Origin of the sequence: Wolbachia endosymbiont (group A) of Acrocera orbiculus, from assembly GCF_947250015.1 — a bacterium.
GTDB classification, from domain to species: Bacteria; Pseudomonadota; Alphaproteobacteria; order Rickettsiales; family Anaplasmataceae; genus Wolbachia; species Wolbachia pipientis.
The window spans coordinates 887,952-910,584 of record NZ_OX366272.1 but is presented as its reverse complement, the minus strand read 5'-3'; the positions used below and the strand labels follow the sequence as shown (position 1 = coordinate 910,584).

14 protein-coding genes and 3 tRNA genes are annotated in these 22,633 nt (G+C 35.7%); 15 read left to right on the top strand and 2 right to left on the bottom strand.

From position 1 onward, the window contains the following. Positions 1-207 precede the first annotated feature (207 nt). Positions 208-2,943: a pyruvate, phosphate dikinase gene (gene ppdK / locus OOL03_RS04530; RefSeq protein WP_264707107.1), complete on the top strand. Its 2,736-nt coding sequence runs from the start codon at positions 208-210 to the stop codon at positions 2,941-2,943. 85 nt (positions 2,944-3,028) lie between these two features. Here ppdK and OOL03_RS04525 read toward each other — a convergent pair whose 3' ends face one another. After that, positions 3,029-4,318: an ankyrin repeat domain-containing protein gene (locus tag OOL03_RS04525; protein WP_264707106.1), complete on the bottom strand. Its 1,290-nt coding sequence runs from the start codon at positions 4,316-4,318 to the stop codon at positions 3,029-3,031. Between the two features lie 115 nt (positions 4,319-4,433). Between OOL03_RS04525 and glpX the strand changes: the two genes are divergently transcribed. Together glpX and OOL03_RS04515 are read left to right on the top strand one after the other, a co-directional pair. Further along, the gene (gene glpX / locus OOL03_RS04520; protein ID WP_213863134.1) at positions 4,434-5,360 is read left to right on the top strand and encodes a class II fructose-bisphosphatase; all 927 of its coding nucleotides are present in this window, start codon (positions 4,434-4,436) and stop codon (positions 5,358-5,360) included. A gap of 81 nt (positions 5,361-5,441) precedes the next feature. Further along, a complete protein-coding gene (locus OOL03_RS04515; RefSeq protein WP_264707105.1) occupies positions 5,442-6,809 on the top strand; it encodes a hypothetical protein in 1,368 nt (455 codons plus the stop codon). 755 nt (positions 6,810-7,564) lie between these two features. On the opposite strand, the gene OOL03_RS04510 is transcribed toward OOL03_RS04515, so the two are convergent. Continuing rightward, entirely contained in the window at positions 7,565-8,059 is a 495-nt protein-coding gene (locus OOL03_RS04510) for a hypothetical protein (protein WP_264707104.1), read from the bottom strand. Positions 8,060-8,264: 205 nt separating this feature from the next. On the opposite strand from OOL03_RS04510, the gene carA reads away from it, so the two are divergent. The 12 genes from carA (at position 8,265) to OOL03_RS04450 (ending at position 22,628) form a co-directional block, all read left to right on the top strand. Continuing rightward, positions 8,265-9,356 carry a glutamine-hydrolyzing carbamoyl-phosphate synthase small subunit gene (gene carA / locus OOL03_RS04505; RefSeq protein WP_264707103.1) on the top strand — a complete coding sequence of 364 codons (1,092 nt, stop codon included), beginning with the start codon at positions 8,265-8,267 and terminating at the stop codon, positions 9,354-9,356. Positions 9,357-9,470: 114 nt separating this feature from the next. Continuing rightward, positions 9,471-9,553: transfer RNA gene (locus tag OOL03_RS04500), tRNA-Tyr, on the top strand. 4 nt (positions 9,554-9,557) lie between these two features. Beyond that, positions 9,558-9,628 (top strand) — tRNA-Gly (locus tag OOL03_RS04495). Between the two features lie 78 nt (positions 9,629-9,706). Next, on the top strand, positions 9,707-10,879 hold the full coding sequence (gene tuf / locus OOL03_RS04490) for an elongation factor Tu (RefSeq protein ID WP_253303165.1): 1,173 nt from the start codon (positions 9,707-9,709) through the stop codon (positions 10,877-10,879). Positions 10,880-10,892: 13 nt separating this feature from the next. Further along, positions 10,893-10,965, top strand: a tRNA-Trp gene (locus tag OOL03_RS04485). 19 nt (positions 10,966-10,984) lie between these two features. After that, the gene (secE, locus tag OOL03_RS04480) at positions 10,985-11,185 is read left to right on the top strand and encodes a preprotein translocase subunit SecE (RefSeq protein WP_022626186.1); all 201 of its coding nucleotides are present in this window, start codon (positions 10,985-10,987) and stop codon (positions 11,183-11,185) included. Next, complete coding sequence (nusG, locus tag OOL03_RS04475) at positions 11,175-12,011, top strand: transcription termination/antitermination protein NusG (protein ID WP_264707102.1); 837 nt, start codon at positions 11,175-11,177, stop codon at positions 12,009-12,011. The genes secE and nusG overlap by 11 nt, the downstream gene beginning before the upstream one ends. A gap of 2 nt (positions 12,012-12,013) precedes the next feature. Next, complete coding sequence (locus OOL03_RS04470; RefSeq protein WP_006279541.1) at positions 12,014-12,454, top strand: 50S ribosomal protein L11; 441 nt, start codon at positions 12,014-12,016, stop codon at positions 12,452-12,454. Between the two features lie 4 nt (positions 12,455-12,458). Continuing rightward, entirely contained in the window at positions 12,459-13,112 is a 654-nt protein-coding gene (gene rplA / locus OOL03_RS04465) for a 50S ribosomal protein L1 (protein WP_264707101.1), read from the top strand. A gap of 12 nt (positions 13,113-13,124) precedes the next feature. Further along, a complete protein-coding gene (gene rplJ, locus OOL03_RS04460; protein WP_006279539.1) occupies positions 13,125-13,643 on the top strand; it encodes a 50S ribosomal protein L10 in 519 nt (172 codons plus the stop codon). A 26-nt stretch (positions 13,644-13,669) separates the two neighbouring features. Then, positions 13,670-14,071: a 50S ribosomal protein L7/L12 gene (gene rplL, locus OOL03_RS04455; protein ID WP_007551887.1), complete on the top strand. Its 402-nt coding sequence runs from the start codon at positions 13,670-13,672 to the stop codon at positions 14,069-14,071. Positions 14,072-14,129: 58 nt separating this feature from the next. Beyond that, entirely contained in the window at positions 14,130-22,628 is an 8,499-nt protein-coding gene (locus OOL03_RS04450; protein WP_264707100.1) for a DNA-directed RNA polymerase subunit beta/beta', read from the top strand. The last annotated feature ends 5 nt before the right edge of the window (positions 22,629-22,633 follow it).

Genomic DNA, 22,633 nt, shown 5'->3' with positions numbered 1-22,633 from the left:
AAAATTTTTAAATGTATCTTTATATTATATATTCTTATTAATAATAATTCAATAATTTGTCATCTTTTTTGTTAACTTTACTGATGTTGCCAGAAGGAACGTTGTTGCAAAATTTTGTAAAATTTATTATCCTAAGGTTTCAAGTTCTCACAGGTTTATTGGAACTATATGTACAATGTGTTTATCAGTGAAAATCCGGAGAAAATGATGGGGGAAAAGTTAATACATTACTTTAGCCAGGGTAAATGCGAAGGCAATGCAGAAATGAAAAATCTGCTGGGAGGAAAGGGGGCAAATTTAGCAGAAATGTGCAATGTTGGCATTCCTGTTCCACCTGGTTTCACAATTTCCACCTCTGCTTGCAAAGTCTATTATCAAGACAATAGATCTTCTGTTATCCAAGTAGCTGACTACTCGGATCCAGAAAAAAATGTGGTCACGCACTGGAATGACATATGTAGTGGAATCAAAAACTACATGGCGATGCTCGAAAATGACATCGGTTGTAAATTTGGGGATTTAAATAATCCTTTATTAGTTTCAATACGCTCTGGTAGTGTTAGTTCAATGCCGGGCATGCTTGATACTATTTTAAATGTTGGTCTAAATGATGAAACCGTTGTTGGGCTTACAAAAAAAAGTGGCGAACGTTTTGCTTACGATAGCTACTGCCGTTTCATCATGATGTACTCCAATGTTGTACTACAGCTTGATCATCACCTATTTCAAGATGTTGTTGATAATGAGCAGCAAAAGAGTGGAGCAAAAAGCTTAGCTGATCTTGATGTTGATGTTTTAAAGAGAATTGTTAACGATTTTAAAAAGATAGTATATGAAAAAACTGAGAAACATTTCCCGCAGAACGTTGAAGAGCAATTGTTAAACTCAGTTAATGCAGTATTTGCCTCTTGGAAAAATGATAGGGCTGTTTCCTATAGAAGAATACATAATATTCCTGAAAACCTTGGAACAGCGGTCAACGTGCAAGCAATGGTTTTTGGTAATTTAAATGATAATTCTGCAACTGGTGTGATATTTACACGAAATCCTTCAACTGGAGAAAAAAAATACTTTGGTGAATTTCTGATTAATGCTCAGGGTGAGGATGTGGTTTCTGGTGTTTATACTCCTATGCCAATTGACGGAGAGCAAAAAAACACCATGGAGAAGTTGCTGCCAAGTGTCTACCGAGAATTATGCGTGGTATGTGAAAAACTTGAAAGGCATTATAAAGACATGCAGGATATCGAATTTACTGTGCAGGACGGTAAGTTATGGATTTTGCAGACTAGGTCTGGCAAGCGCACGGCTGAAGCTGCTATTCGCATAATAGTTGATATGGTAAACGAAGGAACGATTACAAAAGAAGAAGGAATATTGAGAATTGATCCAAAAACTTTTGACAATTTATTGCATCCAGTTCTTGACGTTAAGGGTGACCAGAAAGTAATAGGGAAGGGACTGCCGGCTTCTCCAGGGGTTGCTTCTGGATATGTAGTGTTTAGTGCAAGTGATGCTGAAAAAGCTGCAGAGCAGGGTAAAAAAGTGATTTTAGTAAGGTCAGAAACGAGTCCTGAAGATATTAATGGAATGAATGCTGCAAGTGGCATAGTAACAGCACGGGGAGGGATGACCTCGCATGCTGCTGTTGTAACCCGTGGAATGGGTAAGCCATGCATTTGCAGTGTGAGTGGACTTTATATCGATAAAGATGGAACTTTCTTTTCTGTAGGGGATGCAAAAGTAAATAAAGGTGAACCAATTACCATCAACGGAGGAACAGGGGAGGTTATGCTTGGCATTCTTCCTACAATTTCGCCTGAATTATTGCAAGAATTCAAAACGATAATCAACTGGATAGATGAAATCAAAACGATCAAAGTGAGAGCGAACGCTGATACTCCAAAAGATGCAAAAATTGCAAAAGAATTCGGTGCAGAAGGTATAGGCTTATGTCGCACAGAACATATGTTTTTCGCTAGTGATAGAATCGAATTCATTCAAAAATTGATAATAGCTGACGATGAAAATGAAAGGGCAAATGCGCTCATTAAACTAGAAGAAATGCAAAAGTCTGATTTCAAAGAAATATTTTCTATTATGGAGGGCAGGGAAGTCACTATACGGTTGCTTGATCCACCTTTGCATGAATTTTTACCCAATGATCAGTCTACTATAGAAAAAATTGCCAAATCACTTAGTAAGTCAGTTGAGTCAGTAAAAAATAAAATAGCACAGTTATCAGAAAAGAACCCAATGCTTGGCCATCGAGGTTGTAGACTTGCTATTTCTCATCCTGAAATATATAGCATGCAGATTAGGGCAATACTTAGTGCTGCAAGTGAATTAAAGAAAGAAAAGAAGATAGAAGTGGAGCCTGAAATCATGATTCCTTTTATCATGAGCGAGAAAGAATTTATTCTGATATGCGAGCTAGCAAAGAAAGAATCCTCTGTTATCTCAGCTGGGATCCAGACGCAGATTCCAGCGTCACGCGCTGGAATGACATCAGACAAGGCTTATTCAATTGGAACGATGATAGAACTACCAAGAGCAGCACTGATTGCTGATAAGTTAGCAAAACATGCAGAGTTTTTTAGTTTTGGCACTAATGATTTAACGCAAACAACCATGGGACTTTCAAGAGATGATTCAGTTAATTTCCTCGATTCTTATAAGGAAAGCAACATATTCGAAAACGACCCATTTGAAGTGCTGGACATCGAAGGGGTAGGGGAGTTAATCAAGATAGCTATTGAAAGAGGCAAAAAAACCCGAAAAGAAATAAAACTGGGTATATGTGGAGAGCATGGAGCAGATCCAAAATCTATAGAGTTTCTCATCGAATCAGGGGTAGATTATGTTTCATGCTCACCCTATAGAGTACCGATTGCAAAGTTAGTGGCAGCACAGTTTAGTGTTAGATCTAAATTTGCTAGGTAAGTATAGTGGCAGTGTTGGCTACTCATATGGTTTGAGCCCACCAGAGGGTGTCATTCCAGCGCGTGACGCTGGAATCTAGTTTTTATTATGGCCTTTTGGATCCCAGTGTCTGGGCACTGGGATGACATCCTGTTACACGTTCAACTTCATTCTCTCTCATCTCCCTATAACTTGGTAATGTAGAATTTTTTACATGCAACCCGGTATATATTGCAATCAAAGCAGCTATGACACTGCAAACTACTGCACCAGCTACAAATGGAACCATCACAGCAGCAGTAATGAATAATCCTGTAATAACAACTCCAACAACATCTTTTGTCAATGAGGTGTAAAAATCCTTTTTGCTCTCTTTATATTTAGTTTCTTGTTCATTTGGCATAGAAAATTGAGCATCTACAAAGCCGTTAGCTTTATTATCATTATTTGGTGTGGCAGTTTGGTCAATCCCTGTTACTACAGGCGTTTTATTTTCGTTATTATGATGCTGACCGTTACCACTATTTGGTGTAACAGTTTGATTGGTATTTGTCTTCTTTGTTAATATAGAAGGCACTGTTACTACAGGCGTTTCATTTTTGTTATTATGATGCTGACCGTTACCACTATTTGGTGTAATAGTATGATTTGATAGACCATCGCCGTGAGTTCTTATATTACTAGACTTATCATTACCGCTTGACATAGCGGATGTGCCGGCGTTTGTTGATACTACAGGAGATACTGGTTTATTAATAACACTCCTACCGTTACCACTATTTGGTACAGTAGTTGGATTTGTTTTTTTTGTTGATGTTGCTATAGATTTACTAGTGGCATTACTATTACTGCCAGATCCTACTTTAATTTCCTCATTAGATATTTTTTGCTTTTCTTGTTTCTCCTCTATCGCTGACACGAGTAACGTAACAAGTTTTTCATTGTTTTTGTCTATAGCCTTATCTAACGCATTACTCTTTAATTGTTGACACAACTTGTACAGCTTGCTTTTAGGTATTAGCTTTGATTGTTCTGCGTTAACATTTTGTAAGAGTAGATCTAAAATTTCGGTATTACCAAAATGGACAGCATAATTTAATATAGATTGACCATTTATAGTTTTGGGAATATGGCATGTTTCTTCTTGTTGGGAAATGATACTAATAATTTTTAGCTCATTTTTAAAGAGAAATTTTATAAAATCTAGATTACTTTTTTCAATTGCAAGTGCTAATAGTAAATCTCCCAACACACAGCCATTATGAAATTTTTGCTTTAGATCAATTCTTGCATTTAGCTCTTTACTTAATTCTTCAAGACTTGCTTGAGGCTTCTGTTTTACAGTCTCATTTATATTTAGATACAACTCTCTAATATCATCATTACTATATATCATAACTAACCCTACTACTATATGTTAGTTTATTATAGCAACTTTCCCACAACCAGTCAAGGCATATTGCAGTTTCAAGCAGCATGATATATATTGAATATAGTTCTTAAAGCAAATGATGGAAGATTTAGCCTATAAATTAGTTAAAGTGACCGAAGCTGCGGCGCTTGCTGCATATAAACTAGCAGGCTTCGGCGATGAAAAAAAGGCTGATCAGGTTGCAGTTGATGCAATGCGTACAGTATTAAATTCAATGGAAATAAATGGTACCATCGTAATTGGTGAAGGTGAGAGAGATGAAGCGCCGATGCTATATATTGGCGAGAAGGTTGGCACTGGAAATGGTCCTGAGATTGACATTGCTGTTGACCCACTTGAAGGCACTACGATTTGTGCTCATTACAAATCAGGGGCAATGTCCGTTCTTGCTGCAACGAAAAAAGGTAATTTTTTACATGCACCTGATGTTTATATGGAAAAGATAGCAGTAGGAAAAAATCTTCCAGAGGGTGTAGTCTCACTAAAAAATAGCATTGAAAAGAATCTAGACAATTTAGCCAAGGCAAAAAAATGCAAAGTGAATGATCTCGTGGTAACTGTACTTAAACGTGAAAGGCATGGTGAATTAATAGAGAAAATCAGGAAATTAGGAGCAAAAATTAAACTAATAGATGATGGTGATGTTGCGGCCATAGTTTCACTAGTAAATGGCAATCATGATATGTATATCGGTATAGGAGGAGCACCAGAGGGAGTGCTTGCGGCTGCAGCGCTAAGCTCTATCGACGGACAGATGGAGGGAAGATTAGTACTTGATACGGATCAGTTAAGAGAAAGAGCAAAAAATTTAAATATTGATGACCCAGAAAAAGTCTACGCCGTAAAAGATATGGCAAGAGGTGAATCAGTGTTCATTGCAACTGGAGTAACAAGCGGAGAACTTGTGGATGGAGTTAAATTGAATCATAATACCTATTCAACTAATTCTTTAATAATTCTGCCTAATAGGCTGATAAAGCTGCAAACAATGCAGAACTTATGTTAGCTTTTTTAGTTTCTAATTTTAGCTTTACAACATTTAGCATTAAGATATAATCAAGTTTACTTATAACAATAGAGGTGTGAAATGTTTTCTAGTATTATAAATCTATTTAATGGTTTGTACAAAAATTCGAGTACCAAGGAAAGTAAAGAAAAGTTGACTCTTCTATCTCCTCAAGCAAATCTTCAATTCGATGAGACTCAGGTACAAAGTGTGCTCTCAGATTTTGAGGAATTGGAGTTTAAGGATAATAAGTGTTTTGACAAAATAGCAGACGATTATGAAAAGAAGGGGAAGAGTTCCCTCTTTAATTACGTGATATTGAATAAGCGGAAAGAAATAATCGATATATTAGATAGGAATCTTTCTCTCCTCGAAGAACAGGAGGAGTTTAGAAAGAAATATGGTCAATATGTTCTTCAAATTGACAAAGGAATGAGTTATGGAAAAGAACTTCAAGATGGACTTCGGTCTTTTGAAGATAGGGCAGAAAAAGTATTATCAGATTTTGAAAGATTGAATTTTGATTTTAAGGATAATAAGTGTGAAGATTCTTCTGATTCCGTAAATTATAATAACGGTTGGCCGGTAGATCCATTTGACAAGATAGCAAATTATTATCGAGAGGATGATATTTTCCTTTTCAATTATGTGGTATTGAGTAAGCGAAAAGAAATAATGGGTATATTGGATAAGAAGCTTACTTCTAAAGATCAGGAGGAGTTAAAAGAAAATTTTAAAAAGAGGTTGGGTAGATATCTTATTCGAATTGGTGAAGGAATGAGCGATGGACAAGAATTTCTAAAAACTGGTAGTGCAATTGCTTTCTTTGATGGGTGTTATGTGCCATGTCCATATGCAAACCGTCTTCTTAATCATTATGACCATCTTAATATCAACATTACTAAACCTGAACAAAGTTTAGAAACCAGTCGTCTTTTCACTGAAAAAACTAAAAGAATGGAAGAAGAGAAAAGCGAGGTAAAAAGAGCAAAAATATACAGCAATGGTGAAAGAATAGTAACAATTGAGAAGAATGAGAAACAACAGAGGAACTACTCCTTTATAAAATTTGCAATATGTGACATCGAAATTAGTTGGGGTGCAAAAGATGAATCTGGAAAAGACCTTAACTGTACTGTTGTTCTAAATATAAATTTAGGTCAAGTTAGTATTAAAAAATCAACTATTGACGGTAAAGATGTTGAACCAAAGAAAATTTTAGAGTTAGCTAAGCAAAACGAGGCTGTGCTTATAAAAGGTAAAGCTTTACATGAAGTTTTAGCAGCACATTTCATTAAGCAAACACCATGTGAGGAAAAGAAGGATATGCAATCGCACGAGAATATCGTTGTACCTGGTTCCGGTGCACCTCGCTCTATTAATGAGGAAATAACTGTAGAGCATCCGTTCGGGAAAGCGGCAAATAAAGATAATCATAGAGAAATGTGAGTTTACAACAAATGGTGTCATGAAAGTAGCTGATACATAACTGTACGAACGTTTGTTTGCGAAGAAATGTTATAGCAGGTTTTGCCTCAAACACAAAGGTGTTATTCCAGTGCTTGACACTGGAATCCAGCCCTTTTACGCAGTCCCATTAAAAACGTTGTATTTTAACGTAGGATTAGCTACTTTTATACTCACCAATTTAATCTCTAATCAAAATTCCTGGATCCCAGTGGGCTTTGTTGCATCGCTACTTATGAAAGGCTAACTATAGTTAGGATTATAAGTAACCTATTGAAAATCTTGTTTTTTTGCAATCAATCTGATCAAATTTAAGAATAGTAATTTATTATTTATATTAATAAATTTAATTCTATTGAAAATAGCTAAAGCATTGAAATTCTTGAATTTTAGCCGGATTAGTGAGTGGTAGTGAAATTTCTTTTACTCAAATTTAGGTATTCACTGACCGTTCTTGTTATAAATACCAGAATAATAAGCTACTGATATTCTCCATCTTTTTTATCTTTAATCCATCATAGCTAGCGATGCAACAAAGCCATCCCAGTGTCTGGGCACTGGGATGACATCCTCCCTAGTGGATTCAAATCACAATATTCGTATAGTAAGCACTGACCACTTTTGCTTCAATATTTGCGATGCCCCTGAACAGATACAATTATTCTATTATCAGGAGGATGCCATTAATCGCTTTATATAATGCTACTTGTAACACTTATGCCCTGAACGGAGACAGTTTAGGCTGTTATGCCTGGCGGCTTTGTTGGAATAAGTTTTTCAACACTGCTAACAATAAAATTGATTGTATCGTCAGCTACCTTATCGAATTTATCATTTATCTCTTTTCCTATTTCTTGATTTTTAACATATTCGTGTAGAGCTAAAGCAGTTATAGCTGCACATGCTGCAATTAAGCCAGTTTGTGCTATAATGAATAGTGATAATCCTCCTACGAATATAGATGTTAATCCAATAGCCAGGTTTATAATTTTACTTTGTGTTGTTTGTTGCGTCGCTTGGCTTTGATCTGCCTGTTTATCCTCTAAAGGATTCGATATTGTTTTTAAGGCAACTTTTATCGCTATTGCTGCAACTGAAACCATAATTAGCCCTATAGCTATTTTTGCTAAAAGAAGAATCGACGGTAGCATCATTACAAATAATAGCGCGCCAATTCCTCCAGCTAACCACTTCTCATTTATTTTTTTTGATTGATTTGTACCAGTGTTCATTATTACCCTCCACTTTACTTATGATTTACCTATATCTAATACGAAATATGAAGGTAGTCAACTATATATTTTATATGAAAGATTGTATTAAAAGTTTTTCATGTTATTTTTTGCTGCTTCGTGGTTAAATTTGGAATTTTAGAAAGAGTTACGTATTATTTGAAATTCTTGTATACTGTTTTGAATCAGTTAAATAGATAATGAAGTGCAGGACGCAGTTTTAATTTTACAAGATGGCAAGTGCTTTTGGGGAAAATCAGTAGGTAAAAAAGGCAAATGCATAGGTGAGGTCTGTTTTACCACTGGTATGACCGGTTATCAGCATACTATAACTGATCCTTCTTTTGCCGATCAAATTATAACGTTCACTTTTCCTCATATTGGTAACGTTGGAATAAACCATAAGGATAATGAAGGAAAGAAAATTTTTGCAAGTGGTGTGGTTATGCGTGAACTTGCTTCTATGTCCCACCCTTCTTCATATATCAGTTTAAATGATTGGTTAGAGAAAAATAACGTGATTGGGATATCAGGAGTTGATACTAGAGCTTTAACGAGACATTTGAGAGAACATGGATCTCAAAATGGAATGATATGCTCATCGAGTAAGGCGCATGCGTTGGACAAATTGAAGGAATACAAATCTGTAAATGGGATAGAAATAACCAATAAAGTCAGCTTGCATAGTAATTTTAAAAGTGACCTTAATGCAAAATATAGGGTTGTAATCGTTGATTTTGGCGTAAAAATCAGTATAGTTTCACGCTTAATAGAACTTGGTTGTACAGTTGAATTAATCAGACCAAGCACAGGTTTTGCTCAAAAAGTGTTGAGTATGAATCCAGATGGGATAGTGCTTTCAAATGGTCCTGGTGATCCGCAAGAAATAGGAGAAAGTGTAGTTTCAGAAATAGACATTATTATAAAATCTAAAATACCAATTTTTGGCATATGCATGGGCCATCAATTACTTGCGATTACTTTGGGGGCAAAGACCATCAAGATGGATATAGGTCACCGAGGGAGTAACCATCCAGTTTATGATGTAATTAGTGGAAAAGTTGAGATCACTAGCCAAAATCATGGTTTCGTTGTTGATTCAGCTTCTCTTCTAAGTAATGTTGAAATTACTCACATTTCTCTATTTGATAATAGTGTAGAGGGAATAATGATGAAGGATTACCCAGTCTTTTCTGTGCAATACCATCCAGAAGAAGCGCCAGGTACGCATGATTCGCATTATTTGTTTAAACGTTTTATTGACAATATTGTGTTGTATAAAATGAAATCTGCGTGATTTTAATCAGAGTAGGTTTTATTGCTTGATTTTTTAATTTTAGGCGTTTAGTATTAAATACAATAAGAGCTTAAGTTAAGATGCTAAAATAGTATCCTCTTAACAAATTTTTGCGGAGGAGTGACCGAGTGGTTAAAGGTAACAGACTGTAAATCTGTCCGCGTGAGCGTACGTAGGTTCGAATCCTACCTCCTCCATTGTGCGGGTATAGCTCAATGGTAGAGCTCTAGCCTTCCAAGCTAGTGACGTGGGTTCGATTCCCACTATCCGCTCTTTTTTTTGTTGTATTTTTATAAAATCAACATATTATTTATTGATGTATTTGTATTTTAGGTAGAAAAGTTTAAATTATGACAGCAATAGTGGAAGCATTTGGAAAGCCGCATGTAAATGTGGGAACAATAGGACATGTGGATCATGGGAAGACGACGTTAACAGCGGCGATAACGAAGCATTATGGAAATTTTGTAGCGTACGATCAGATAGATAAAGCGCCAGAAGAAAGGAAGAGGGGGATAACGATAGCAACAGCGCATGTTGAGTATCAGACGGAAAAAAGGCATTATGCACACGTTGATTGTCCTGGACACGCTGACTATGTAAAGAACATGATAGTAGGTGCAGCACAGATGGATGCGGCGATATTGGTAGTGTCGGGGGTTGATGGGCCAATGCCACAAACGAGAGAGCATATATTGCTGGCGAAGCAGGTAGGTGTTGGATATATCGTGGTGTATATAAATAAAGCTGATGTTGCTGATGCTGATATGATAGATTTAGTAGAAATGGAAGTGAGGGAATTACTGAGTAAATACGGATTTCCAGGGGATGAAGTGCCTGTGGTGGTTGGTTCAGCACTCAAGGCGCTGGAGGATGACAGCAGCGAATATGGAAAGAAATCAATAGACAAATTGATGGAAAAGTTAGATGAATATGTAGCGGTTCCACCAAGGCCTGTGGATTTACCATTTTTATTGCCAATCGAAGATGTATTTTCGATATCGGGGCGAGGAACAGTGGTAACAGGAAGAATAGAGAAGGGAGAGATAAAGACGGGAGAAGAGATAGAGATAATAGGTCTGCAAGCGACGCAAAAGACGATATGCACAGGTGTTGAGATGTTTAAGAAGTTGCTGGATAAGGGAAGTGCAGGACTCAATGTAGGAATATTGTTAAGAGGAACAAAAAGAGAAGAAGTGGAGAGAGGGCAAGTATTAGCGAAACCGGGGACGATAACACCGCATAGAAAGTTTAAGGCGGAGGTTTATATATTAAAGAAAGAGGAAGGAGGAAGGCATACACCATTTTTTGCGAATTACCAGCCACAGTTTTATTTAAGGACAACGGATGTAACTGGGAGCATAAAATTGCTAGATGGGAAGGAGATGGTAATGCCAGGAGATAATGTGAGTGTAGAAGTAGAATTGCAAGTACCGATAGCAATGGATAAGGGATTGCGTTTTGCGATAAGAGAAGGCGGTAGAACTGTTGGTTCTGGTGTTGTTTCTGAAATTTTGGAGTGAGAGTTTGAGTTATAGGAGTGTAGCTCAATTGGTAGAGCGCTGGTCTCCAAAACCAGAGGTTGTAGGTTCAATTCCTATCGCTCCTGCATTAATGTTGTGGTGGAAATGTTAAAAAGTTTGTGTGGTTTTTTCTGTGATATAAAGCAAGAAATACGAAGAATTGCTTGGGTAAAGAAACAGGAGGTGTTGTCATCTCTATTTGTTGTAATGATTGTTATATTATGCTTTTCGATTTTCTTCTGTTTTGTGGATTTTATGTCTCTTTACGTAATTAAGGCTTTATTTGGAATTATTTATGGAATGTGAATATAAATGGTATATCATTAAAGTTGATTATGGATATGAGCAAGGTATACGCGAATTGGTAAGTAATGCTGTTTATTTTAAGGAAGTGTTTGTTCCTTATCAAACGGTATGTAATTCAAAGTCTGATATAAAAGAATTATGTGCAGTGTATGTATATATGCATCTGTGTGATGAAAGCAAAAATATTTTGAATCAAACGCCTGGATTCTGCAGTGGCGAATCTGGTAATTTTGAGATGATTTTAGATGATGAGATAAGTTTAAAGTGTAAAGAATTTAATAGGTATAAATGGTATATCTTGAAAGTTGCTTCTAATTGTGAAGAGAAAGTGCGCCAACATATATTGGAAAATTCTATGAGATTGGGTGTTAATGATTACTTTAAGGAAGTTTTTATTCCATATGAAGAGCTAAGTGAAGTAGAGTTGAAATCTAAGAAAATTGCTACACGAAGGAAATGCTTTCCTGGTTATGTCTTTTTATACGTGAATTTATGCGATGAAGTATTGAATTTTATCAATAATATACCAAAATCTCTTAAGGTTTATGGATTTTTGAAAAACGGTAATATTCCAAAGGTGATTTTGGATGATGAGATTCACTCAATGTGTAATGCACTTTATAATGCTCAAGAGACAAAGAAGTTAGGTTATGGTTATGAAAAAGGTGAAAAAGTGAAAATTAATGATGGTCTTTTTCAAAATTTTACTGGTAAGGTAAATATGGTAAACGATGAGAAAAAAATTATTAATGTGGAAGTATCGATTTTAGGTAAGCCGACAATAATAGAGCTTGATCTGGCTCAAGTAGAGAAAATAGAGGATTAATTATGAGTGTTATAGTTGCTAAGATTAACTTACTTATGGAAGCTGGGAAAGCAGTTCCAGGACCGAAAATTGCTTCAGTACTTGGTCCACGTGGTATACCTGTTCCTAAGTTTTGTGAAGCTTTTAATAAAGTTACTAGTGCTGCTAACGCTAATTATAAAGTAGGCGATTTAGTAACAGTGCGAATTTCCATAAAGGATGATCGCTCTCATGATTTTACTGTCAGCGGTCCGCCTGTGGCTTATTTACTTAAGCAGGAGGCTAAATTAAGTAAAAGTTCTGGTAATCCTGGTAAAGAATTAGTGGCTAAATTACCTATGTCTGCTATAATTAAAGTAGCAAAGTGCAAGATGGTTGATATGAAAGTGGATAATGAAGATTCAGCAGTGAAAATGGTTGTAGGCACTGCAAAATCTATGGGTATAGAAGTTGTGGAAGGTTAGGTAAATGAATACATATAATGATAATCCTAAGCAGTGTTTGAGGAAGATTGTTGAGTCTGCTTCAGCAAAATTTAATGAATCAGTTGATATTGCGGTCAATTTAGGCGTAGATTCACGTAAATCTGAAGAGCAGGTGCGTGGTACAGTAGTTTTGCCTAAAGGTATCGGGAAGAATATTAAAGTAGCTGTTTTCGCTCAAGATAAACATTTATTAGAAGCTGAAAAAGCTGGTGCTGATATTGCAGGAGGAGAGGATTTAGTTGAAGAAATAAAAAAAGGTAGAAAGTTAGATGTTGATTGGTGCATTACTACTCCTGATTTTATGGCAAAAATCACTCCTATTGTAAAAGTATTGGGTGCTAAAGGGCTGATGCCTAACCCTAAATTTGGTACTGTGACTTCTAACATTGCAGAAGCTATTAAAACCATTAAGTCTGGTCAGGTAAAATTTAGAACAGATGAAAATGGTGTTATTCATGGTAAATTAGGAAATATTAAATTTGATATTGATGACTTGCTAGAAAATTTAAAAGCCTTTCTTAAAGTAATTAAAGATAATAAACCTATTTCTGCGAAAGGAATTTACTTTAAGGGTGTTTTTTTAAATTCAACTATGGGTAAAGCTTATAAGATAGGCAAAGTGGAAGATATAATTTAAGGGAGTGATACCGTGAAGCGTAAAGATAAGGATGAATTTATACAGAGCACAATAAACGTATTTGTAAATAATGATTTCTTGATATTAGTAAATTTTAAATCTATAAATGCTAATGATTCATTAACTCTGAGGAATAGTCTGAAGTCTATAGCAGGTGGGGTATTAGTAGTTAAAAACACTCTAGCGCGCTTGGCTTTGGAAAGGACTGGTAAATTCTCTTATTTATCAGGCAAATTTTCCGGTCCTGTTGCTATTATATACTCTAGTGGCATAGTAGAAGCTGCAAAATTAATAGTTGATTTTACTAATGCTAACAAAGAAAAAATGTCTGTGATTTGCGCAGCTCATTTAAATGAATTGTTAACAGTGGAAGATGTTAATAAACTGGCTAAGTTGCCTTCTCTGGATGAATTGCGTGTTAAAATTATGCGTTTAATATCTTATGATATTCCTGCTCGGTTAGCGTTGTCTATTAATTCATCTTCTATGAGGCTTATGAGAGTTTTGGATTATTATAGTTCTAAAAAATAAATTTGTTGTTAAGTAAGGTGGTAATTATGAGTAATGTAACAAGTGATTTGGTTGATAAAATATTATCTTTAAACCTATTAGAGGCTTCTGAACTTGTAAAAGTTTTAGAAGAGAAAATAGGGTTGCCTGCTGGTTCTTTTCTTGGTGGAGCTGTTGGTGCTGGGGCGCCTATTGGTGATAATGCTGCTGCTCCTGCTGCTCAAGAAAAAGCTGAGTATAAAGTTGTGATTAAAGAAATTGATGCGAGTAAAAAAATAGGAGTTATTAAAGCTGTGAGAGAGGTTAATTCTACATTGGGTTTAAAAGAAGCAAAAGAGTTGGTTGAATCTTTACCTAAAGATTTGACTGCTAATGTTCCTAAAGACGAAGCAGAAAAAATCAAGCAAAAACTTATTGAAGCAGGAGCAACTAAAGTGGAGCTTGAATAATATTTAATGTATTAATTTTATATTGATATAGCTCTTTTAATTAGTTTGGGGTATTTTAATGGTTGATTCTTCTTATATGTACGCTTCTGGTGCTTTTGTTCCTAGAGTTTCTTATTCTAGGTCGATTGATTTAAAAGATTCTTTATTGGATTTGGTTAAGGTTCAAAAAGAATCATATGATTCTTTTACTCCTAAGAATAAGGGTAATGAAAGACTTGAAGTTATCTTTCATACAATCTTTCCAATAAATGATCCTTTGCGTAGGGCTACTATTGAGTTTATAAGTTGTAGGGTAGATGATCCTAAGTATGATGAATCTGAGTGTATAAAGCGTGGTGTAACTTTTTCTGCTCAGGTTATTGCTTCTATACGTCTTGTTGTTATGCAGGATGGTATTTCTCTTGATGAATATAAATCGATTAAAGAGAGTGGAGATCATTCTAAACTTGCAACCGTTGTAAAATCTATAGAAGAGCAGAAAGTCCACTTTTGTGGGTTGCCTATGATGACTGATAAGGGCACTTTCATCATTAATGGTGTGGAAAAAGTTATCGTCTCACAAATGCATAGGTCTCCTGGTGTATTTTTTGATAGCGATAAGGGAAAAACTTACAATTCTGGTAAATTGATCTATTCTGCTAGAATTATTCCTTATAGGGGTTCTTGGCTTGATATTGAATTTGATGTTAAAGACCATTTGTATTTTCGTGTTGATAGAAAAAGAAAATTGCCAATTTCAGTTTTATTAAAGGCGTTGGGTCTATCAAATAATGATATACTCGATAGATTTTATGAGAAAATAAAGTATGTAAAACATAAAGATGGTTGGAAAGTGCCTTTTGTTCCTGATAAATTTAAAGGAGTGAGGCTGCCTTTCGACTTAATGGATATTGAAGGTAATGTGCTGCTTAAAGCTAACGTTCGTATTACCTCAAGACTAGCTAAAAAGCTATATGATAATGAATTGAAAGAGTATCTGGTTCCTTTTAATTCTATATGTGGTTTATTCCTCGCAGAAGATTTAATGGATAGTGCTAGCTCTACGAAAATTTTATCTGCTGGTGAATCTATAAAGCTGGAAGACATAAAGAAGCTTGAGTTATTATCTGTAGATGAAATATCAGTGTTGAACATAGATAATTTGTTTGTTGGACCTTATATATTAAATACGCTTTTCTTAGATGAAAACATGTCTTATCAGGATGCACTATATGAAATATATAGAGTTTTGCGTCCTGGTGAAGTTCCTGTTTTAGAGATAGTAGAAGAGTTTTTCCGTAATCTTTTCTTCAGTCCGGAATATTATGATTTGTCTAACATTGGTAGGTTGAAGCTTAACTCTTACCTTGGATTAAATTATGATGAGGATTTAACTGTTTTAACGCATGAAGATATTATTGAAATTGTGAAAAAAATAGTATTGTTACGTGACGGTCAAGGATCTGTAGATGATATTGATCATTTAGGAAACAGAAGAGTAAGATCAGTTGGAGAGTTTATAGAAAATCAATTTAGAACTGGGTTGTTGAAATTGGAACGCGCAATAGTTGATTCTATGTCCACTTCTAGTTTAGATAAAGTTTCTCCATCTGATTTTATTAATCCAAAAGTGTTAACTAATGTTTTAAGAGATTTCTTCAATTCTTCTCAATTATCTCAATTTATGGATCAGACTAATCCGTTATCTGAAATAACACATAAAAGAAGGTTATCCGCGTTAGGTCCTGGCGGTTTAACAAGAGAACGGGCAGGATTTGAGGTGCGTGATGTTCATCCAACTCATTATGGAAGAATTTGCCCTATTGAGACTCCTGAAGGGCAAAATATAGGGTTAATCAACAGCTTAGCTATATACGCGCGTATTAATAAATATGGTTTCATTGAAAGCCCTTATAGAAAAGTAGTCAATAGGGTTGTTACTGATCAAATTGAGTATCTTTCTGCTATAGACGAAGGCTCACATCATATAGCTGACACTAGCGTAAAGCTTGATGAAAATAATTGCTTTGTTGATGACATGCTATACTGTAGATATGCTGGTAGCTTCGTCATGGTAAGTAGCGACCAAGTTAGTTACATTGACGTATCTCCTAAGCAGGTAATATCAGTTGCAGCTTCCTTGATTCCATTTTTAGAAAATGATGATGCTAATAGAGCATTAATGGGCTCAAATATGCAACGTCAGGCCGTACCTTTATTGAAGCCTACCGCTCCTCTGGTTGCTACTGGTATGGAGTCTTTTGTAGCTTCTGGCTCTGGTGCTGTAGTTTTAGCAAAACGCGATGGCATAGTTGATAGTTCTGATAGTAACTCTATAGTTATACGTGCTTTTGATAAAGAAAGGGTTAACTACTTGGACGTAGATATTTATCATCTAAGGAAATTTCAGCGTTCTAACCATAATACTTGTATTAATCAAAGACCGCTAGTGTGCGTAGGTGATTATGTTAAAAAGGGTGATGTAATAGCTGATGGTCCTGCAATTAACAGTGGTGAGTTGGCGCTTGGTAAAAATTTGCTAGTCGCTTTTATGTCTTGGCAAGGTTATAATTTTGAAGACTCTATTATTATTTCTAGTGAAGTTGTTAAAAAAGATCTCTTTACTTCTATTCATATAGAAGAATTTGACTGTGTTGTACATGATACCCCTTTAGGATCAGAAAAAATAACTCGTGCTATACCTGGTGTTAATGAAGAAAATCTATATCACTTGGATGATAGTGGTATAGTGAAAATTGGTACAAGAGTTGGTCCAGGCTATATTCTGGTAGGTAAAGTTACACCTAAACCTTCTCTTTCATTGCCTCCTGAAACGAAGTTATTAATGACAATTTTTGGTGAAAAGTCATTCGATTGTGCGGATTCCTCTTTATATACATCTCCAGATGTTGAAGGGACAGTAATTGATGTACAAGTCTTTACACGCAGGGGGGTTGAAGAAAATGAAAGGGCATTACTCATCAAACAAAAAGAGATAAATGACTTTGAGGAAGAGCGAGATTATATAATCAATGTTACTAGTGAATATTTCTATGATGAACTGAAGAAACTTCTTATTAATTCTGGTTCTCAAGATCGAGAAAAATTTGACTCTATTGAACGTGAGCAATGGTGGGGTATAGGATTAAAAAACCAATCCATTTCTGAGCAAGTTAAGAGCTTAAAAAAAGATTTTGATGAAAAAGTATCACATGCAATAGCACAGTTTAAGCGAAAAGTAGAAAAATTACATGAAGGTTATGACCTGCCTCAAGGTGTGTCGATGTCAGTAAAAGTTTTCATTGCTGTGAAACATAGTCTGCAACCAGGGGATAAAATGGCTGGTAGACATGGAAATAAAGGTGTGATTTCTCGAGTTGTGCCAGTGGAAGATATGCCTTATTTGGAAGATGGTACTCCTGTTGATATTATTCTTAACCCTCTTGGTGTTCCTTCACGAATGAATGTAGGGCAAATACTGGAAACGCATGTAGGTTGGGCTTGTAGAAAATTAGGGGAAAAGGTAAGTAATATTCTCGATGAGATCAATAAGATCAAAAGTGCTTTTTGCAAGGGAATTAGGTCCCTTAACGATGATAATTTTACACAATTTGCAGTAGCATACCTTGATAATAAAAAAATTGAAAATATTGATGATGATGAAATAACGGCTTCTGTTTTAAATACACCTAATAAGAATGCACTAAATGACGAGTTGAATGAGTTAGTAGAGAACTATTTGAACTCTTGTAAAAGTTCATACAGCAATTTACGTAACTTCCTGATTGAGGTTTATAGCTATGGCAGTAACGTATCTATCTGTAATGATATTCGTAATATTAGTGATAATAATCTCATTGAATTTGCACGCAAATTACGTGATGGCGTTCCTGTTGCTGCACCTGTATTTGAGGGTCCAAAAGATGAACAAATAGCAAAATTATTTGAACTTGCTGGTTTAGATAACTCTGGACAAGCTGTATTATATGACGGTTGCAGTGGTGAAAAATTCGACCGCAAGGTTACAGTTGGTTACATGTACATGCTTAAGTTGCACCACTTGGTTGATGGTAAAATTCATGCGCGTTCAGTAGGGCCTTATAGTTTGGTTACTCAACAACCTCTTGGAGGAAAATCTCATTTTGGTGGTCAGCGTTTTGGTGAAATGGAATGTTGGGCATTACAAGCCTATGGTGCTGCTTATACTTTGCAGGAAATGTTAACTGTGAAGTCTGATGATATTAATGGTAGAGTTAAGATTTATGAATCGATAATAAAAGGTGACAGTAATTTTGAATGTGGAATTCCTGAATCCTTTAATGTGATGATAAAAGAACTACGTTCTTTATGTTTAAATGTAGATTTAAAGCAAAATGATGTAGTGATTGAAGATATATCTCACACTAACATTGCACAACCTTTTAATGAGGTTAGCATATCGATTGCTAGCCCTGAAAGTATTAAGCGTATATCTTGTGGTGAGATAGAAGATGTTTCAACTGCAAATTATCGTACGTTCAAAGTTGAGAAAGGTGGATTATTTTGCCCTAAGGTTTTTGGCCCTGTCAATGACGATGAATGTTTATGTGGAAAATACAAAAAAAGAAGACACAGAGGTCGCATATGCGAAAAATGCGGAGTAGAAGTTACATCTTCTAAAGTAAGAAGAGAAAGGATGGGTCATATAGAGCTTGCATCTCCTGTTGCTCATATATGGTTTTTGAAATCGCTTCCTTCAAGAATTGGAGCATTATTGGATATGTCTCTCAGAGATATTGAGAATATTTTATATAGCGATAATTATATCGTAATAGATCCTCTTGTTTCGCCTTTTGAAAAAGGTGAGATTATTAGTGAAAAAGCTTATAATGAAGCTAAAGATAGCTATGGGATCGATAGTTTTGTAGCTATGCAAGGTGTTGAAGCTATAAGAGAGTTGCTAACGCGCCTTGATTTACATGAAATTAGGAAGGATTTAAGACTAGAATTAGAATCTGTTGCTTCTGAGATAAGAAGAAAGAAAATTATAAAGAGATTGCGTATTGTTGAAAACTTCATTAAATCTGGAAATAGGCCTGAGTGGATGATACTTACAACTATACCTATTTTACCACCTGATTTGCGTCCTTTGGTATCGCTTGAGAGTGGTCGTCCTGCAGTTTCTGATCTGAATCATCATTATAGGACTATTATTAATAGAAATAACAGGTTGAGGAAATTGTTGAGCTTAAATCCTCCTGAGATTATGATTCGTAATGAAAAAAGGATGTTACAAGAAGCAGTTGATTCTCTTTTTGATAATAGTCGTCGTAATACTTTGGTAAATAAAGCTGGTGCTGTTGGATATAAAAAGTCCATTAGTGATATGTTAAAAGGAAAACAGGGTCGTTTTCGCCAGAACCTCTTAGGAAAAAGGGTAGACTACTCTGGACGTTCTGTAATAGTTGTTGGTCCAACTTTGAAACTAAATCAGTGTGGATTACCAAAAAGAATGGCTCTTGAACTATTCAAACCTTTTGTTTACTCAAAGCTTAAGATGTATGGTATGGCTCCAACTATTAAGTTTGCTAGTAAGTTGATAAGAGCAGAAAAACCAGAAGTTTGGGATATGCTTGAAGAGGTAATAAAAGAGCATCCTGTTTTGTTGAATAGAGCGCCTACGCTACATAGACTTGGTATTCAGGCTTTTGAGCCAATCCTTATTGAAGGCAAAGCAATACAGCTTCATCCGCTTGTCTGTACGGCGTTTAATGCTGATTTTGATGGTGATCAAATGGCAGTGCATGTGCCAATTTCATTGGAAGCTCAGCTTGAAGCTAGGGTGTTGATGATGTCCACTAATAACGTTTTAAGTCCTTCTAATGGCAGACCGATTATAGTTCCTAGTAAAGATATAGTACTTGGTATATATTATCTGACTTTACAAGAACCTAAGGAAGATAATTTACCATCTTTTGGTGCTTTTTGTGAAGTTGAGCATTCCTTGAGTGATGGTACTTTACATATTCATTCTAGTATAAAGTATAGGATGGAGTATATTAATAGCAGCGGTGAAACTCACTATAAAACTGTTTGTACAACTCCTGGCCGTTTAATATTATGGCAAATTTTTCCTAAGCATGAGAATCTAGGTTTCGATCTAATAAATCAGATATTAACAGTCAAGGAAATAACTGGTATAGTTGATTTGGTATATCGTAACTGTGGTCAAAGTGCTACAGTGGCATTTTCTGATAAATTAATGGTACTTGGCTTTGAGTATGCCACATTTTCTGGTGTCTCTTTTGGTCGTTGTGATATGGTTATACCTGAAACTAAAGCTACACATGTTGATCACGCGAGGGGTGAAATTAAGAAATTCTCTATGCAATATCAAGATGGGCTAATCACTAGAAGTGAGAGGTATAACAAGGTTATAGATGAATGGTCTAAGTGTACGGATATGATAGCTAATGATATGTTAAAAGCAATATCTATATATGATGGAAATAGTAAGTACAACTCAGTGTATATGATGGTTAACTCTGGTGCAAGGGGTTCTACTTCACAGATGAAACAGCTAGCAGGAATGCGAGGGCTCATGACCAAACCTTCTGGTGAGATTATAGAAACACCTATAATTTCTAATTTCCGTGAAGGATTGAACGTATTTGAATACTTTAATTCTACTCACGGTGCGCGTAAAGGTTTAGCTGACACTGCACTTAAAACTGCAAACTCTGGATACTTAACTCGTCGTTTAGTTGATGTATCTCAAAATTGCATAGTTACAAAGCATGACTGTAAAACAAAAAATGGTCTTGTTGTGAGAGCTACAGTTGAAGGAAGTACTATAGTTGCATCTCTAGAGAGTGTTGTGCTGGGTAGAACAGCTGCAAATGATATATATAACCCAGTGACAAAAGAATTATTAGTAAAAGCAGGGGAATTAATTGATGAGGATAAAGTAAAGCAAATCAGCATTGCAGGTCTTAATGTTGTAAAAATTAGATCGCCTTTAACTTGTGAAATAAGTCCTGGTGTATGTTCTTTATGTTATGGAAGAGACCTTGCAACTGGTAAAATTGTTTCAATAGGTGAAGCAGTTGGTGTTATAGCTGCTCAATCTGTTGGAGAGCCAGGTACTCAGTTAACGATGCGTACTTTTCATATAGGTGGAGTAATGACTAGAGGCGTTGAATCCTCGAATATTATAGCTTCTATTAATGCTAAAATAAAGTTAAACAATAGTAATATAATTATAGATAGAAACGGAAATAAAATTGTGATAAGCCGTTCCTGTGAAGTCGTGTTGATTGATAGCCTTGGTAGTGAGAAGTTGAAGCACAGTGTACCTTACGGCGCTAAGCTTTATGTAGATGAGAGTGGGTCAGTAAAAATTGGCGATAAAGTTGCGGAATGGGATCCTTATACATTGCCTATTATCACGGAGAAGACTGGTACAGTGTCTTATCAGGACTTAAAAGATGGAATTTCGATCACTGAAGTGATGGATGAATCTACAGGAATATCAAGCAAAGTAGTAAAAGACTGGAAATTGCATTCTGGTGGAGCTAATTTACGTCCTCGTATTGTGCTGCTTGACGATAATGGTAAAGTAATGACACTCGCAAGTGGCGTTGAAGCATGTTATTTTATACCAATCGGTGCAGTGCTCAATGTACAAGATGGCCAGAAGGTTCATGCAGGTGATGTTATTACAAGAACACCAAGAGAGTCAGTTAAAACTCGTGATATTACTGGTGGTTTACCGAGGGTTATAGAGTTATTTGAAGCACGTCGTCCTAAAGAGCATGCTATTGTTAGTGAGATAGATGGCTATGTAGCATTTTCTGAAAAAGACCGTAGAGGAAAACGCAGTATATTAATTAAACCTGTAGATGAACAAATTTCTCCAGTTGAATATTTGGTATCAAGAAGTAAGCATGTAATAGTCAATGAAGGTGATTTTGTACGTAAAGGTGATCTATTGATGGATGGTGACCCTGATCTCCATGATATTTTACGTGTGCTTGGGTTAGAAGCTTTAGCGCACTATATGATTTCTGAAATACAGCAAGTTTATAGATTGCAGGGTGTTCGTATAGACAATAAGCATTTAGAGGTGATCTTAAAACAAATGCTACAAAAAGTGGAAATTACTGATCCTGGTGATACTATGTACTTGGTTGGCGAAAGCATTGACAAGCTGGAAGTTGATAGGGAAAATGATGCTATGAGTAACTCTGGCAAACGGCCTACTCATTATCTTCCTATTCTGCAGGGGATTACTAGGGCAAGTCTTGAAACTAGCTCCTTTATTTCTGCTGCCTCTTTCCAAGAGACAACAAAAGTACTTACAGAAGCAGCATTCTGCGGGAAGAGTGATCCTTTAAGTGGATTAAAAGAAAATGTTATAGTAGGAAGATTAATTCCTGCTGGTACAGGTTTGATTATGAATAAGATCAGAGCACTTTCACTTTGTGATAATGTGGATAAATATGAAAAATATTTTGATATTGAAACTTATGACGAGGAATGGTTGATGGATAATGGTTGTCATTTACACTCTGGTGAGGAAGAGAGCGTAGTGGCATAGGATCA